Here is a 15,289-nt window from a genome sequence, read left to right on the forward strand (position 1 = left end):
CTCTACAAAATGAGTGCTCCGAGCGAGCAGACACCCACCACCGCGATCGCGTTGCCGCTCCAAGACAGCAATGTCGGCCGTGACAGGGGCAACAGGGACCGGGTCACAAGCAAAACGCCGACGCCATGCAATAGCGCCGTGGCCAGCAGGAAACCGATGCCGTAGGTCGTAGCTGAAAGCCCCACGCCCATCTCTGTCCCATGCGCGTGTCCATGAAAAACGGCAAAACCGATCGTCAGCGCGAACAGCGCCGGCGCACTCAGAAGTCGCTTGGCGGCCAGCGCCAGTCCGAAGACGATGAGTGAGAGCGCGATGACACCTTCGATCAAGGGCAGGTAGATCCCGCTGGCGCCCAATAGCGCGCCCGTGCCCATGGCAACGACAAAACTCGCCGGCAACAGCCACCTAGTGCGCCCGCCGGAAATGCCGGCCAACAATCCCACCGCCAGCATGGCGAGCAGATGATCCACGCCGCTCAGCGGATGCAGCGCGCCAGCGATGAAGCCATGCGCGTCGCCGCCCGTGTGGGCCAGCGCGCTCGCGGGCAACGCCGCCCCCAAGAAAAAAACCACCCGAGAGCGAAGCGATGACATTGAGTGCGAACCTCGAGTCGAATGACGTAGGCGATGAAATCTCAGAGCCGTATGATAAGCACGAATCGAGACGCGCGAGGAAGATTCATGTCGAGAGCTGATGTATTGCGATTGGGCGTGGGCGGTCCGGTCGGATCGGGAAAGACGGCACTGGTGGACAGTCTGTGCAAGCGCATGCGCGAGCGCTTCAATATCGCTGTCGTCACCAACGATATTTATACCCGCGAAGATGCCGAGTTTCTGATTCGCAGCCAGGCACTGCCGCCGGAGCGCATTCGTGGCGTGGAAACAGGAGGCTGCCCACACACTGCCATTCGCGAAGACGCCTCCATGAATCTCGCGGCCATCGACGGTCTGATGCGGGAATTCACCGGCCTGGACCTGATCATCGTCGAAAGCGGCGGCGACAATCTGGCCGCGACCTTCAGCCCGGAGTTGTCCGACCTGACGTTGTATGTGATCGACGTTGCCGCCGGCGACAAGATTCCCCGCAAGGGCGGACCGGGGATCATTCGCTCCGATCTGTTGATCATCAACAAGATCGATCTTGCGCCCCACGTGGGTGCGTCTCTGGAAGTCATGGATCGGGACGCGCGCAAGATGCGCGGCGAGCGGCCCTTCGTGTTCACGAATCTGAAGACTGGGGAAGGACTGGACCAGGTGATCGCATTCATCGAACGCGCCGGCATGCTCCGTGCTGGTGCGAACTCGAGGGCATGAACACTCCAGAGCAGTCGCTTCCAGCACCAGGATGGCGCGCTCATTTGCAGCTGACGTTCGCTCAGCATGCAGGGAGAACCCGTCTCGTCGAACGACAGCATGTCGGTCCATTGCTCGTGCAACGGCCCTTCTATCCCGAAGGACCGTCGTGCCACGCATATATCGTTCATCCGCCGGGAGGCGTCGTCGGTGGCGATGAGCTGCGGATGGAAGTCGATGTAGGCGTAGCCTCACATACATTGCTGACGACGCCGGCCGCGGCCAAGTTTTATCGCAGCGACGGCCGTACGGCACGGCAGGATCAAATCCTGCGCGCCGAGGGCTCGGTGCTCGAGTGGCTGCCTCAGGAAAGCATTTTCTATCCGCGCGCGATCGTTCGAAGCACCACTCGCATCGAGCTGCGAAGCGGCGCGAAATTCATCGGTTGGGAGCTCGCCTGTCTGGGTTTGCCGGCGCGCGATCAACCCTTCCACGCCGGCGAGCTGCGCCTGAGTCTCGAGTTGTGGGTAGAAGGTTTGCCGCTGCTGATGGACCGTCTGCGCATCAACGGCGCCGAGGGACTGACCGGCACGCGCTGGGGCTTGGGCGGCCACGAAGCAATCGGTACGATGCTGGTCTATCCAGCAACGAGCGCGATGGTCGATGCCGTCCGGAGTTTGCAGCCCCGTGGTGTCGAGCTGGGTGTGACACTGGTAGACAACGTATTGGTCTGTCGTGCGCTCGCGGCTCAGGCCGAGCCGATCAAGCGCACATTCGTCGAGTGCTGGCGAACGTTGCGCCCACTTTTGATCGATCGGCCGGCGGTGCCGCCCCGAATCTGGGCGACTTGAGTCGTGCGCCGAGGAGAATCGCTGTGGAATTGACGCCGAGAGAAAAAGACAAATTGCTGATCTTCACCGCGGCGCTGCTCGCCGAGCGGCGCAAAGCGCGCGGCCTGAAGTTGAATTATCCGGAGGCGGTGGCGCTGATCTCGGCGGCGATCATGGAAGGCGCACGAGATGGCAAGAGCGTCGCCGAGCTCATGAGCTATGGCGCCACGATCCTGACCCGTGACGAGGTGATGGACGGCATCCCCGAGATGATTCCGGACGTGCAGGTCGAAGCCACGTTTCCCGACGGCACCAAGCTGGTCACCGTCCATCAACCCATCGCCTGATGCACCCGACGCGAGGACAAATGATTCCGGGCGAAATCTTTCCAGAGCCGGGCGAGCTGCAGCTCAACGTCGGCCGCCGTACCGTGACAATTACCGTGGCGAACACGGGCGACCGCCCCATCCAGGTCGGCTCGCATTATCACTTCTTCGAAACCAACGCGGCGCTGCGCTTCGATCGCGCGGCAGCGCGCGGTTTTCGCCTGAACATCGCCTCGGGCACCGCGGTTCGCTTCGAGCCCGGACAGGAGCGCGAGGTCGAGCTGGTCGCCTACGATGGCGATCGCGTGGTGTATGGCTTCAATCAGCAAGTGATGGGCCCGCTGTGACTGCCATCGGCCGCACCGCGTATGCCGAGATGTACGGCCCGACCACCGGCGACCGCGTGCGCCTGGGCGACACCGAGTTGATCGTCGAGGTCGAGCGCGATCACACGATCTATGGCGAGGAGGTGAAATTCGGCGGCGGTAAAGTCATTCGCGACGGCATGGGGCAAAGCCAGCGCAATGCCGCCGACGTCGTCGACACCATCATCACCAATGCGCTGATCATCGATCACTGGGGCATCGTCAAGGCGGACATCGGCATCAAGGAGGGTCGCATCGTGCGCGTCGGCAAGGGCGGCAATCCGGACGTGCAGCCGGGCGTGGACATCGTGATCGGCGCCGGCACCGAAGTGATTGCCGGTGAAGGACTGATCGCGACGCCCGGGGCGATCGATTCGCACATTCACTTCATCTGCCCACAGCAGGTCGAGGAAGCGATGATGTCCGGCGTCACCACCATGATCGGCGGCGGCACCGGGCCCGCGACTGGCACCAACGCAACCACCTGCACGTCCGGTCCCTGGTACATCGAACGCATGTATCAGGCCGTCGAAGCGCTGCCTATCAATTTCGGACTGCTCGGCAAGGGCAACGCCAGCTTGCCGCGTCCGCTGGAAGAACAGATCGAAGCGGGCGTGATGGGCCTGAAACTGCACGAGGATTGGGGCACGACGCCGGCAGCCATCGACAATTGCCTGTCGGTGGCGGATCGCTACGACGTGCAGGTTGCGATTCACACCGACACGCTGAATGAGTCCGGCTTCGTCGAGGACACGCTCGCCGCTTTCAAGGGACGCGCGATCCATACCTACCACACCGAGGGTGCCGGCGGCGGTCACGCACCCGACATCATCAAGGCCTGTGGCGAAGCCAACGTGCTGCCCTCCTCGACCAATCCGACGCGGCCCTACACTGTAAATACCATCGATGAGCACCTGGACATGCTGATGGTGTGTCATCACCTCGATCCGGGCATCGCCGAGGATGTGGCATTCGCCGAATCGCGTATCCGCCGCGAGACCATCGCCGCCGAAGACATCCTGCACGATCTCGGCGCCTTCTCGATGATCTCTTCGGACTCGCAGGCCATGGGTCGCGTTGGCGAAGTCGTCACGCGCACCTGGCAGACGGCGCACAAGATGAAAGTGCAGCGAGGCGCGCTGTCGCCGGACACGGCGCGTAACGATAACTTTCGCGTGCGTCGCTACCTCGCCAAGTACACGATCAACCCGGCGCTGACTCATGGTGTCGCGCACGAGGTCGGCTCCATCGAAGCGGGCAAGCTCGCCGACATCGTGCTGTGGCGGCCGGCGTTTTTCGGTGCCAAACCCGCCATGATCATCAAGGGCGGGATGATCGTCGCCGCTCCCATGGGCGATCCCAACGCCTCGATTCCCACGCCGCAGCCGGTCCACTATCGCGCGATGTTCGGAGCGCTCGGCCGCGCACGGAGTGCCACCTCGGTGAGCTTTGTATCCAAAGCCGCGCTGGACGGCGGCATGGCCCAGCGACTGAAACTGGACAAGCGACTGGTCGCGGTTCAAGGCACGCGCACCGTGCGCAAGCGCGACCTCGTGCTGAACGACTATCAGCCAACGATCGCTGTGGACTCCCAAACGTATGAAGTGCGTGCCGACGGTCAATTGTTGACCTGCGAGCCCGCCAAAGTGCTGCCGCTCGCGCAGCGATACTTCCTGTTCTGACCCGACGACCGTGCTCAACATCACCCGCAAACTCCCCTCCTCCAACGTTCGGGCCGACCTCAGGCTCGTGCTGCCGTTCCAACTACGCAACAAGAGCCGGTTGCTGACCGCTTTGGAGAATGGCGAAGAAGTCGGATTGATTCTCGAACGGGGCTCGGTCCTGCGTGGCGGCGACCTGTTGCTCGCGGACGATGGTCGGGTCGTCGAAGTGGTCGCCGAGGCAGAAACTGTTTCTACCGTGCGCGCGCTCGATGCGTGGGCGTTGTGCCGAGCCAGCTACCATCTGGGCAATCGTCACGTCGCCCTGCAGATCGGCGACGGCTGGGTTCGCTATCAGCACGATCATGTATTGGACGACATGGTGCGCGGCCTTGGCCTGTCCGTCTCGGTGGAAGCAGCGCCGTTCGAACCGGAGGCCGGCGCTTACGGCGGTCATTCGCACTCCGCGCTCGCACCGCATGCCCACGGATAGAACCCGCCTGCTGCGCATTCTGCATCTCGCCAGTCCCGCACTGCCGATCGGGGCATTCCATTTTTCCCAGGGTTTGGAGTATGCCGTCGAAGCCGGTTGGGTCACGGATGAGCCTACGGCGCTCGACTGGATCGGTGGAGTAGCGACACAGTCGATCGGCACACTGGACCTGCCGGTGCTGATCCGCCTGTATCGCGCTCATCGTGCCGGCGATAGCGAAACACGACGACGTTGGGGACACTTCCTGATGGCGGCGCGCGAGACACGAGAACTACGCGCCGAGGATCGTCACATGGGGTCCGCGCTCGCTCGGGTTTTACAACAGCTCGAGATCGACGGTCCGCCGCTGGATGCGCAAGGCGAGCAGCCCGGGTACGCCGAAATATTCGCTATCGCCTGCGTTCACTGGAGCATTACCGAAGCAGAGGCCGCGCAGGCGTACGCCTGGACATGGGCGGAAAATCAAACGCTCGCCGCGGTCAAACTCGTACCGCTCGGGCAAAGCGCCGGTCAGCGCATCCTGCATTCGTTGGTGCCGCTGCTGGAACAGCTCGCGACGCGGGCGCCCGACATCGCCGACGAGGACATCGGCGCTTGCGTCATCCGCCAAGGACTGGCCAGCGTGTGGCACGAATCTCAGTATACGCGCCTGTTCAAATCCTGAGGCGGCAGGCCGGCGCTCGGACCAACGACCAGCGGCGCATCGACTTGCACTCGCGCCTCGAAAACGAATCGACTCTTCAGTGCCGGCGGCTCGACGGCGGCCGCATTCGGAGCACCGTGCACGGCAAGCAGGGCGGCAGCCCCTAAAATCTCTCTGCGGTTGGTCATGATGACATCACCTCACCGCCGCGACGATGCGCCGGTGCAGTCGCTCGACGACTTCCAGCGCGGACATGATGGCGCCATCCTGCCAGCCATGACCCGACACCCCCTCGCCCGCCAGCACGAACCGCCCATCGATGGCCCGCGCATTGGCGTGATGCTTGCGAATCAGATCGGGCGTCCACTGCGCGTTGCAACCCATCGTATAGGGATTGCGATGCCAGGCGACGGCCATGCCGTTCTGGAACTCCTTGTGATATTGCGGATGAATCTGCGCTCCGTACTCGACCGCGCGTCGCACGCGCTCGGCGGGCGTCATGCCGGTGAATTCGTAGGTCGGCGGCCCCCGATGCAGTACCGCGCCATACAACAAACCCGGCCCCGGCGTGTTGAGCCCGCCGCTCGGATAGAAGATCTGGCGAATCGGCAGGTCGGTGATGCTGAAGCCACCGAAAATACCTTCGTCTTCCTCCCAGAAGCGACGCCGGAACTGCAACCCGATCTTGGTCTCGGAGCTGTAGGAGATCGCATCGATGGCCGCCTTCATCGGCGCCCCGATACGCAGCTCGAGCTGGCCGAGGATGGACAGCGGAATCGTGCAGATACACCAGTTCGCGCTCGCCTGCAGTGACGATCCCGGCCGCGAGACGTCTTCGTAAGTCACAGTGACGCGTGACTCGTCCTGAGTCATCGACAACACGCGCGCGTTAGTGCGAATCACACCGGGCAGCCGGCTGGCGAACGCCTTGGGAATCATGTCCATGCCGCCGACCGGCTGGAACAACGTCGTCTGGAACGACGCGAGTCCGGGATGATTCGCCCCCCGCCACATCGCCGCGTCTTCGCCCAGCTGTAGCACGTCCGCGAATTTCAACAGCTGCGAGTACGTGATCGAGGCATCCTCGAAGCTGATCGACTCCGGACCGCGCAAGCGACTGCTACTGGCACCAGTCACATAGCGTCCGGAACCATCCAATCCTCCCCAACTCGCCAACATCGGCTTGAGCAGCGCCAGATGCTCCGGCGCCAGCGGTTGATCCAAGCCGCCTTTGGACAAGGCCGCCGTCATCATCTCAGCGAGATAGCCCTGAAAATCCGCGGCCACGTGTGCGTAGCGCTGCGGCTTGCCGCCGAGCACGTTGCGCGAGTGAACGTAGCCTGCGTAGTTCAACTGCACGAACGGCTCGAGCGCCACGCCAAATCGCTTGCAGTAGTCGAGAATGGCCTTGTGCGTATGTGAAATACGCCAGGGACCGGGATTCATATAAACGCCGGGCGCAAACTCGCAGATCTGCTTCTCGCCGCCCAGTTCCGTGTAGACATCGCCGCCGCGCAATGTCCACGAGCGACCGCCGATACGATTGTTATATTCGAGCAACTGCACCTGGTAGCCAGCGTTGCGCAACTCATAAGCCGCGGTCAGGCCGGCAAGGCCTGCGCCCAGCACCAGCACGCTGGTCTTCTTCGGCGCGCCGTCGAGCTTCATCGGTCCGCGATAAGGCGGAGTCGTCATGCCCGCGCGCACCGCGCCGGTGGGCCCCAGCACGCTGCCCGCCCCGAGCAGCCCGGCGAGTGCCAGCAAATCCCGTCGTCGAATCGTCACTGGAATCCGTGCTCGCGCAAGAACGCCTGCAACAGCGGCACCACCATCTCGGGCGTTTGGAACGGCGCGTCGTGCCCGGACTCGATCACCTGATACGTGCCTTTGGGAATGTGAGTGACCAGTTCCTTGACCGACTCCGGTGTCCGGCGGCTGTACAACGTGGTGGCGACCATCAGCACCGGACACTGCAACTTGGGAAACACGTCGGCGAACGGCGTGGAATAGATCAACCGCTCGGTGAAGTGCTTGCCGTTCTCGTCGTTCGAAGCGTCCATGGCGAGATACTTCGCCCAGCGCTGCTCGTTACCGCGCAGTTGCACCGGATAGGTGATCGCGTAGGGATCGGCAGGCGGCGCGGGTCGCGGCTCATGCACCGGTCGCGGCGGCCGGCCGACCAATTGTGCCGAGGGACTGAAGTTGACGATGCCTTTCACCCGCTGCGGAAACTGTGCGGCGAACTGCATCTGCACCGAACCGCCGAACGCCGTGCCGATCATCATCACCGGCTTGTCGATCTTCAATGCGTCGAGCAGTGCGCGCAGATCGTCGACTTCATCCTGCATCGTGATCGGCTCTTGCAACCGTTGTGACAGGCCGATGCCGCGCAAATCGTACGTCAGGATTGTGCGCCGCTCGCTCGCGAGCAGCGGCAGGATCTCGTCCCAGTATTCCAGCGGTTTGCCGGTGCTGGGCAAGAGCACCAGCACATCCGGCCCATTGCCGGTCAGCTCATAACGCAGCGAGACATCGTTGACGCGCACCCAGGCAGGCGCGGCCGACACAGTCGACAGACTGGCGAGCAGCAGCCCGAAGATCAGAACAGGCGACCTGAAACATTTCATCTTGATTGTTCTCCATCGGTTGCGGGACGCACGGCGTTGACCTCGGCGGCGCTCACGGTGTCGGTGTAGCGATTGCCGAAGTTGCCGCGCACGTAGTTGACGACGGCGGCGATCTGTTCGTCGTCCAGCACGTCGCCGAAGGCGGGCATCGCCTTCAAGCCGTTGACGACGATCACGGCCGGATACAGCGGCGACTGCAAGTTGGGATTGGACGCCAGCGCCGGATAAGCCGCGGCACCACGCGCGCCCTTCGCATCGGCCATGTGACATCCCTGGCAAATAGCGCGATACAGATCGCCGCCGTTCCTGGCGATGAACTTGCTTGGATGGGCGAGCACAGGATCGGCGGGCGCCTCCTCGGCGCCCGCGATCTGTGCGGCCAGGGCGGCGATCGCCGCCACCCACGCCGCCCGACTCACGGCTTCACCCGGAAACCCACCATGAAGGTGCGCCCGATCACATCATGAAACGTGGCGTTGTACGGGTTGCCTTCGCTCGACGTCGGATCGAACGGCGGCGCCTTGTCGAACAGGTTCTGCACGTTCGCATACAACTGCACCTCGGCCGTATCGCGCCACGCCGGCAGGTCGTAACCCAGCGCGAGCGAAACATACGTCGCGCTCTTCACACTGTTGTCGTCGATGTCCTGAGCCGTGTACATCACGTTCTTCTTGCCATTGCCGACATAGCGCACGCCAAGCGTCGCCGACAACTCGTTGAGACTGTATGTGAAGTAACCGCTCCACTTCAGTTTCGGTCCGCCGTAGGGGGTCGATGCGGTGCCCATGTCGCCGGCGCGATTGGTGCTGCTGCTGCCGTTATCCACGATGATGTCGGGCTGGTAGGTGAGGAAGTAGTTCACATCGAGACGACCGGCCAGCGCGCTCGACAGACTGTCCAGCTCGAAGCCATAGCCCAGCTCGGTGTCGAACCCCTTCACCTTCAACCCCGCCAGGTTCAGCAGCGGAGCACGCACCACGGCGGACTGTTCCGAGAGCCGGGTGATCAGCGCACAGAAGCTCGCCGCGCCGGCATAACAGAAGTCCACCACCTGCTGCGTACTGACCGAGGAAATCACATCCTCGATGTCGATGTCGTAATAGTCCACGGCGAACTTCAAGCCCGGCACTGCCTGCGGCGTGAGCACGATGCCCGCCGTGAACGTCTCGGCCTTCTCAGGCGTGAGCGCCGCGTTGCCGGAGGTCTCGGTGCGCGTAGTCAGATTCGCGCCGTTCTCCGGGTTGATGACGTTGACGTTGCTGGAAGACACCGACGTGTACAGCTCGCTCAAGTTCGGAGCGCGGATGTCGCGTGAGAATGACGTGCGCAGACGAACGCTGCTGTTCAATGCATCGGTCAGGCCCACTTTCCAAGTTGTGACGCTGCCGCTGTTTCGGTAGTTCGTCTCGCGAACGGCGGCGTTCAACTCGAGCGACTCCGCGAACGGCTTGTCTTTCAGCAGCGGCAGCGCGGTCTCTATATAACCCTCCCGCACGGTGTCCGAACCGGACAGCGGCTGAGCGTTACCGAAAATATAGCCACGGGCCAATGCAATCGGATCGTTCTGAATCAGCTCCGCATCGTCCTCGCGATATTCCACGCCCGCGGCAACCGACGCCTCACCGGCCCAGGTCGAGAAAGGTTCACCGCTCACGTTGGCGGCCACGACCCAGCGATCGTAGATGGTCTCCGTGCGCTGCGAGCCCGAGTAGTACTCGAATGCTTCGCGGGTGACCGACCCGAGACCGAACAAATTGACCGGCACGCAGCCGTCGGTGGGATTGGTAAGCGTGGAGCGGCAGACGACGTTGCCGTTGCCATCCAGCACTGCATCCACCGAGCGAGCGAAGTTCGCGTTGATACGATACCCCGTGCCTCGCGTCTTCACGGCCGAGCGCGCGAACTGCGCGTAACCGTCCCAGGTCCAGCCGCCAGTGCGGCCATTCACGCCCAGCGTATAGATCTGATTGCGAGTGTAGTTGTCGATCTCGGTGCTGGTGCCGTAACCGTTGCCGTAAATATCTTCGCGTGCGAAGCGATTGAGGCCGAAGCTGGTGAGCCCCAACGTGTCCATGCGCGACTGCAGCTCATCGGGAATGAAAGGATTGCCGCTGCGGATCGTGATCGGCGCGTTGTCGCCAGCCGACGGCCCCCATGTGTTGACGTGCACGTAACCATAGTTCGCCTGACCGAACACTTCGATGTCCGGCGTGAGCTCGAAGCCGAGTCGCGCTTGGGTGACGACGCGCTCGACCGGCACCGATAGACGGCGGGCGACGCCATCGCCGAGACCGTAGCCTTCGCCGCCGGACATCGCGCCCGAGCCGTTGGGGCTGCCGTACACGAACGGGCGCGAGCTGCCATCAGAATTGAACGTCGTGCCCGCGAGCGGGCCGGTGCTGATGATGCCGGCCGCGACCAGTACATTTCGATGCACGTGAGGCGCGGTGAGTGTCCGGGGCAGACCGTTCGTGCCATAGCCAGTGTTGCTCACCAGCCCCCACTCTTCACGCCCCCAGTCACGCGTATACATGTTGCCGACGCCTTCGTTGTCGACCCATTCCGAGCCGATCGTGAAGTGCGCGCGATCATCGGCGAAGCTCGTGCCGTAGAGCGCCGCGACGCGCTTCTCGCGATTGTCGCCGTAGTTGCTCATGCCATAGCTCACATCGGTCTCGAAGCCATCGTAACGTTTCTTCGTGACCATGTTGACCACGCCCGCGACCGCATCGGAGCCCCACTGCGCCGACGCACCGCCCGTCACGACATCGACACGGTCGATGAGAATCTGCGGCACGGTGTTGAGATCCGTCTGGCCGGTGAGCGCACTCGGCGGCAAGCGCTGACCGTCTTGCAGGACCAGCGTGCGTTGCGAGCCGAGATTGCGCAGGTTTGCGTAACGCCGACCGGCGGCCCCGCCCAAAGTGTTGGTGGACGCATTCTGGTCGGATTGAAAGGATGGCATCCGACTCAACGCGTCGCCGATATTGGTCGCGCCGCTCTTGATCAACAGCTCACCGTCGAGCACCGTCGTCGGCGTCGGTGCGGTGAATCCTTCGCGCTGGATGCGCGAAGCGGTAACGCTCACTTCCTCCATCGGCGAGCCGGTCATGGAAACGTTGTCGGCCGCCGCCACTGGCCCCGTCACCGTCCCGCCAAAAACTGCCAGCGCACTCGCTGCGCCCCATGTGGAAACTTTGTTGGTTGTACGAATCATCGTCGCCGCCCTCCCGTTCCGTTCGTTGTCAGTTCTTGTATTCCTTTGGTATGCCATACGAACACCACGAATGGAATAGGCATCGGCGTCGAAGACGAAAAAATCTCGAATGCGCGGGGCGCGGAAGAAATAACGGGTCGCGGCAACCGCGGCACCGCTCACCGAGATGGAAACAAATGGAGCAGACAGGTGCGCGACACGCGCATTCATAGTGCGCGAGTCGCGAAGAATGGCGTCGCGAGCTACGACGACGGCATAGCTGAAGCGTGGACGAATCAACCCGCCGGCGGCGAGTACGCGATCACTTCGATCTCGACTTTGCAATCCGACATCAGGTCGGCGCGCACGCAGGAGCGAGCCGGCAACTCTTCCCCGAAATACTCGGCATAGACCCGATTGAAACTCCAGAAGTCACGCACGTCGTCGATCCACACTGTCGCCTTCACGACGTCGCGCAAGCCCAGTCCGGTCGACTCCAGGATGGCGCGCACATTCTCGATGGTGCGACGAGTCTGCTCGACGATGCCGCCTGCCACCACTTCTCCGTCCGGACCGATGCCGATCTGTCCGGAGACGAACACGAAATCGCCGGCACGCACCGCTTTCGCAAAAGGCAGGCGGGTGCCGCCGCCGCCCGTGCCGCCCAGACCGTAGCGCTGGATAGTCATGCAATCGACCTCATCGAATATTGGAACCGTCAGTGTTCGGCGTTGCGCGCCGAGACATGCCATGGAATGGCGCGACGTTCGATCCATTCCGTCGCCCAGAAGAACAGTAACCCGAGTACCGACAACAGCAGGATGGCGGAGAACTGACGGGTGACATCGAAAGTCGACGACGCCGACAGGATCACGTAACCCAAGCCCGCATCCGCACCGACGAACTCCGCGACCACGGCGCCGATCACCGCGAGCACCGAAGCCATCTTCACGCCGGCCAGAATGCTCGGCAGTGCCTGCGGCAGCCGGAAGCGCCAGAAAATCTGCGCCGTGGATGCGCCCATGGAACGCGCCAGATAGATCATCTGCGGCGTCGCCGAGCGCAACCCCACCACCGAGTTGATGACCACCGGGAAGAACGCAACCGTGATGATGATCGCCACTTTCGGCGTCATGCCGAAACCGAACCACGCCAGCATCACCGGCGCGATGGCCACCTTCGGCACCACCTGCGAGCCGACGATCAGTGGATACAACGCACGATCCAGCACGCGCGAGAACGTAATCAGGATGGCCACCGGTAGCCCCACTGCGATGCTCGCGAGGAAGCCAATCAGCACTTCGGCCGCCGTCATGCCGATGTGCGGCATGAAGTAGCGCCAGTTCTCCATCAGATCCTTGGCGATCGCCGTCGGCGCCGGCAATAGATAAGCGCCGATCTCGAACACGACACACGCCAGCTGCCAGGCCGAGACCAGCAACACCAGTGCGATCCATGCATAAGGAACTTCGAATCGCTTACGCGGCTTGGGCGTCATCGCGCCGAGATCCTGAATCGTCGTGCTCATGTCGTCTCCCCTGCAGGCAGCGCCCACAGCTCACAAATCGAGAACCAGCCTGGGTCCCAGGCTCCCCGAACAACAAATCATCATTTTTTTATTGGACGCCCGTTCGCGCTCCGACAGCACTTGATCGCGATGATCGGGCTCGCCTTCCAGCACCGCGGTCTCGCAGGTCCCGCAAACGCCGGACATGCAGGAGCGCGGCACTTCCAAGCCGCGCGCCAGCAACGTCTCGAGAATCGTCTTGTCGTCCGGAACGAACAACGTCGTGCCCGAACGCGCCAGCATCACCTCGAATCCGCCGCGGGCCGGTGCCTGTGCAGCGCTGAAATATTCCACATGAACCTGCGATGCCGGCACCGACGCCGTCGCCGCCTCGAACGCCGCAAGCATGCCCGCAGGTCCACAACAGTAGAAATGTGCCTGCGGCCCATGCGACGCGACGATCGCCTGCAGATCGAGCATGCGCGCGCCGGGCTCCTGATCGAACACGGTGACGAGCCGCCCAGGGGCGCGGGACTCCAACTGGCGCAACGGTTCCAGAAACGCCGCTCGTTCGCGCGTGCGCGTCGCGTAGTACAACTGCCAGCGGCGCCCGAGTTGCTCGAGCCTTTGCACCATGCACCACAGTGGCGTGATGCCAATGCCGCCTGCGATGAGCACGCTCAGCGGCGCGTCCTCGAACAGTTCGAACGAATTGCTCGGCGTGGTCACCTCAATGATGTCGCCGACCTTCAAGCCGTCAAACATGAATGCCGATCCGCCGCGGCTGGTAGCCGAGCGCTGCACGCCGATGCGATAGCGATACGACTCCAGCCCCTGATCCAGCAGCGAATAGCTACGCTCGATGCCGCCCGGCAGGAGCACATCGAGATGAGCTCCCGCCGTGTAACGCGGCAGATCGCCCCCTCCGGGCGACCGCAATTCGAAGGAACGAACGTCCTCGGCCTCGTAGGTCACCGAGTGAACGCGAACCGGCAACAGATCGGTGCGACTCATCCCTCGCGCATCAACCTGTGGTCACCGGCGCACGCACGGCGCGCTTCATCGCTTCTTCATAGCCTTCCAGCCAATCGGTGTTCTCCGGCACCACCATGTCGCCGCCGCGCGCAGTTCGACTGATGGCCGGGTTGTCCAACACTTCGGGCAACTTGCCAGTGCTGGCAAACTCGCGCGCGGCCGCTAGCATCGCCCGACGAGTCATCATCACCATGCGGTCGCTGGAGGCCAGGTGTTCGAGGGAACGATCGACGATCGGCCCCATGCTTTCGATCATCGCCTGGTCCTGCAACGGGATGCCGCTCACGCCGATGAAGGTGGACTTCAATGTTTCTTCGGTGCGGCCGTAGTCGTTGCCCCGATTCTGGGTCGGCCGCCAGCGGCCCATCCAGTCGTTGGTGCGCGGCAGGTACTCCAGCGGACGCGCCAGCGTCGGCACCACGGTGCCGTCCTTGTAGCGCATCGCCGTGTCCTTGCCTTCGCCACGGAACAGATCGATGTTGAAGATCATCGTGTTCTCGTCGTCGATGGGCACCCAGGCATTGACCGACACGTTGTGTTCGATCATGTCGCTCGGGTACGTGACCCAGAACGGAAAAATGAAACAGGCGAAGCGATGATGCTCTTCGCCCGGCCCGGCCGGCCGCTGCGCCGAATACATCGTGCCGAAGGGCATGTCGGCGACATTGATCTTGGGCGCCTTGTTGATGACGGTGTAGCGCTGCGGATCCTTCTCCTCGATCGCTTCTCCATCGATCAGACCGGCGTGCAGGAAGCCCAGGTGCGACGTATCGATATCGCCTTCGAGTGCCTGCAGCCAGTTGCAATCGCGTTGCGTGAGCGCGATACCGTCGCCATGCATGGGACCGAACGTCGCTTCGATATCCGGCAGCGGCGGCGGCACCGGACGCTTGCCCATATAGACGAATACCATTCCGCCCCGCTCGGCCGTCTTGTACGCCATGGCTTTGGTGCCGGCGGGGAAACGGTTCTTGTCCGGCAGATTCGGCTGGTCGAGACAGTTGCCTTCGACGTCGAACTTCCAGCCGTGATAGCCGCAGCGAATGCCGCCCTGCTCGTTGCGCCCTAACGCGAGCGAGGCGCAGCGATGCGGACAGCGATGATCGAAAATGCCGACGCGGCCCGCGGTATCGCGAAAGGCCACCAGCTTCTCGCCGAGCAGCATCAGCCGCATCGGCATGCCGTCGGGCGCCAGCTCGTTCGACTTGCAGGCGGGAATCCAGAACTCCCGCATGAAATTCCCCATCACGGTGCCACGGCCCACTCGCGTGAGCGCTTCGTTGTCAGCTGTTGTAAGCATGATCGATCTCCAAG

17 protein-coding genes are annotated in these 15,289 nt (G+C 62.9%); 7 read left to right on the forward strand and 10 right to left on the reverse strand.

Going from position 1 to position 15,289, the window contains the following annotated elements; genetic code table 11:
* Positions 1–2 precede the first annotated feature (2 nt).
* Complete coding sequence (locus EKO19_RS33905; RefSeq protein WP_129781861.1) at positions 3–593, reverse strand: HupE/UreJ family protein; 591 nt, start codon at positions 591–593, stop codon at positions 3–5.
* A gap of 87 nt (positions 594–680) precedes the next feature.
* On the opposite strand from EKO19_RS33905, the gene ureG reads away from it, so the two are divergent.
* Genes ureG through EKO19_RS33940 form a run of 7 tightly spaced genes read left to right on the forward strand, consistent with a single transcriptional unit; the run spans position 681 to position 5,631 of the window.
* Positions 681–1,313 (forward strand): urease accessory protein UreG, encoded by a 633-nt coding sequence (gene ureG / locus EKO19_RS33910; protein ID WP_129781862.1) that lies wholly within the window; start codon positions 681–683, stop codon positions 1,311–1,313.
* Complete coding sequence (locus tag EKO19_RS33915; protein ID WP_129781863.1) at positions 1,310–2,143, forward strand: urease accessory protein UreD; 834 nt, start codon at positions 1,310–1,312, stop codon at positions 2,141–2,143. Before ureG ends, EKO19_RS33915 begins: the two co-directional genes overlap by 4 nt.
* Before the next feature lie 23 nt (positions 2,144–2,166).
* Positions 2,167–2,469, forward strand: a complete 303-nt coding sequence (gene ureA, locus EKO19_RS33920) for an urease subunit gamma (RefSeq protein ID WP_129781864.1) — start codon at positions 2,167–2,169, stop codon at positions 2,467–2,469.
* Positions 2,470–2,489: 20 nt separating this feature from the next.
* On the forward strand, positions 2,490–2,795 hold the full coding sequence (locus EKO19_RS33925) for an urease subunit beta (protein WP_129781865.1): 306 nt from the start codon (positions 2,490–2,492) through the stop codon (positions 2,793–2,795).
* A gap of 29 nt (positions 2,796–2,824) precedes the next feature.
* The gene (ureC, locus tag EKO19_RS33930) at positions 2,825–4,495 is read left to right on the forward strand and encodes an urease subunit alpha (protein ID WP_407676676.1); all 1,671 of its coding nucleotides are present in this window, start codon (positions 2,825–2,827) and stop codon (positions 4,493–4,495) included.
* A gap of 10 nt (positions 4,496–4,505) precedes the next feature.
* Positions 4,506–4,967 carry an urease accessory protein UreE gene (ureE, locus tag EKO19_RS33935; protein ID WP_129781867.1) on the forward strand — a complete coding sequence of 154 codons (462 nt, stop codon included), beginning with the start codon at positions 4,506–4,508 and terminating at the stop codon, positions 4,965–4,967.
* Positions 4,954–5,631 carry an urease accessory protein UreF gene (locus EKO19_RS33940; protein WP_129781868.1) on the forward strand — a complete coding sequence of 226 codons (678 nt, stop codon included), beginning with the start codon at positions 4,954–4,956 and terminating at the stop codon, positions 5,629–5,631. Before ureE ends, EKO19_RS33940 begins: the two co-directional genes overlap by 14 nt.
* Here EKO19_RS33940 and EKO19_RS33945 read toward each other — a convergent pair.
* From EKO19_RS33945 to EKO19_RS33985, 9 genes are all read right to left on the reverse strand, one after another.
* The gene (locus EKO19_RS33945; RefSeq protein ID WP_129781869.1) at positions 5,604–5,798 is read right to left on the reverse strand and encodes a hypothetical protein; all 195 of its coding nucleotides are present in this window, start codon (positions 5,796–5,798) and stop codon (positions 5,604–5,606) included. The two genes, EKO19_RS33940 and EKO19_RS33945, sit on opposite strands and share 28 nt — an antisense overlap.
* 7 nt (positions 5,799–5,805) lie before the next feature.
* Complete coding sequence (locus tag EKO19_RS33950) at positions 5,806–7,395, reverse strand: flavin monoamine oxidase family protein (RefSeq protein WP_246039014.1); 1,590 nt, start codon at positions 7,393–7,395, stop codon at positions 5,806–5,808.
* Positions 7,392–8,237, reverse strand: coding sequence for an alpha/beta fold hydrolase (locus EKO19_RS33955; RefSeq protein ID WP_129781870.1), 846 nt, complete (start codon positions 8,235–8,237; stop codon positions 7,392–7,394). The genes EKO19_RS33950 and EKO19_RS33955 overlap by 4 nt, the downstream gene beginning before the upstream one ends.
* Complete coding sequence (locus tag EKO19_RS33960) at positions 8,234–8,656, reverse strand: c-type cytochrome (RefSeq protein ID WP_129781871.1); 423 nt, start codon at positions 8,654–8,656, stop codon at positions 8,234–8,236. Before EKO19_RS33960 ends, EKO19_RS33955 begins: the two co-directional genes overlap by 4 nt.
* Positions 8,653–11,454, reverse strand: a complete 2,802-nt coding sequence (locus EKO19_RS33965; RefSeq protein ID WP_175597292.1) for a TonB-dependent receptor domain-containing protein — start codon at positions 11,452–11,454, stop codon at positions 8,653–8,655. The genes EKO19_RS33960 and EKO19_RS33965 overlap by 4 nt, the downstream gene beginning before the upstream one ends.
* 275 nt (positions 11,455–11,729) lie before the next feature.
* Positions 11,730–12,122 carry a RidA family protein gene (locus tag EKO19_RS33970; RefSeq protein ID WP_129781873.1) on the reverse strand — a complete coding sequence of 131 codons (393 nt, stop codon included), beginning with the start codon at positions 12,120–12,122 and terminating at the stop codon, positions 11,730–11,732.
* 29 nt (positions 12,123–12,151) lie between these two features.
* The gene (locus EKO19_RS33975; RefSeq protein WP_129781874.1) at positions 12,152–12,961 is read right to left on the reverse strand and encodes an ABC transporter permease; all 810 of its coding nucleotides are present in this window, start codon (positions 12,959–12,961) and stop codon (positions 12,152–12,154) included.
* A 30-nt stretch (positions 12,962–12,991) separates the two neighbouring features.
* On the reverse strand, positions 12,992–13,954 hold the full coding sequence (locus tag EKO19_RS33980; protein WP_129781875.1) for a PDR/VanB family oxidoreductase: 963 nt from the start codon (positions 13,952–13,954) through the stop codon (positions 12,992–12,994).
* 10 nt (positions 13,955–13,964) lie between these two features.
* Complete coding sequence (locus EKO19_RS33985; RefSeq protein WP_129781876.1) at positions 13,965–15,275, reverse strand: Rieske 2Fe-2S domain-containing protein; 1,311 nt, start codon at positions 15,273–15,275, stop codon at positions 13,965–13,967.
* Positions 15,276–15,289: the final 14 nt, after the last annotated feature.

The sequence above is a fragment of the Peristeroidobacter soli genome (assembly GCF_004138485.1).
GTDB lineage: Bacteria > Pseudomonadota > Gammaproteobacteria > Steroidobacterales > Steroidobacteraceae > Steroidobacter > Steroidobacter soli.

Coding starts and splice junctions, on each gene's coding strand:
- EKO19_RS33905 (WP_129781861.1), bottom strand. CDS start 593: ATGTCATCGCTTCGCTCTCGGGTGGTTTTTTTCTTGGGGGCGGCGTTG.
- ureG (WP_129781862.1), top strand. CDS start 681: ATGTCGAGAGCTGATGTATTGCGATTGGGCGTGGGCGGTCCGGTCGGA.
- EKO19_RS33915 (WP_129781863.1), top strand. CDS start 1,310: ATGAACACTCCAGAGCAGTCGCTTCCAGCACCAGGATGGCGCGCTCAT.
- EKO19_RS33925 (WP_129781865.1), top strand. CDS start 2,490: ATGATTCCGGGCGAAATCTTTCCAGAGCCGGGCGAGCTGCAGCTCAAC.
- ureC (WP_407676676.1), top strand. CDS start 2,825: ATGTACGGCCCGACCACCGGCGACCGCGTGCGCCTGGGCGACACCGAG.
- EKO19_RS33940 (WP_129781868.1), top strand. CDS start 4,954: ATGCCCACGGATAGAACCCGCCTGCTGCGCATTCTGCATCTCGCCAGT.
- EKO19_RS33945 (WP_129781869.1), bottom strand. CDS start 5,798: ATGACCAACCGCAGAGAGATTTTAGGGGCTGCCGCCCTGCTTGCCGTG.
- EKO19_RS33955 (WP_129781870.1), bottom strand. CDS start 8,237: ATGAAATGTTTCAGGTCGCCTGTTCTGATCTTCGGGCTGCTGCTCGCC.
- EKO19_RS33965 (WP_175597292.1), bottom strand. CDS start 11,454: ATGATTCGTACAACCAACAAAGTTTCCACATGGGGCGCAGCGAGTGCG.
- EKO19_RS33970 (WP_129781873.1), bottom strand. CDS start 12,122: ATGACTATCCAGCGCTACGGTCTGGGCGGCACGGGCGGCGGCGGCACC.
- EKO19_RS33975 (WP_129781874.1), bottom strand. CDS start 12,961: ATGAGCACGACGATTCAGGATCTCGGCGCGATGACGCCCAAGCCGCGT.
- EKO19_RS33980 (WP_129781875.1), bottom strand. CDS start 13,954: ATGAGTCGCACCGATCTGTTGCCGGTTCGCGTTCACTCGGTGACCTAC.
- EKO19_RS33985 (WP_129781876.1), bottom strand. CDS start 15,275: ATGCTTACAACAGCTGACAACGAAGCGCTCACGCGAGTGGGCCGTGGC.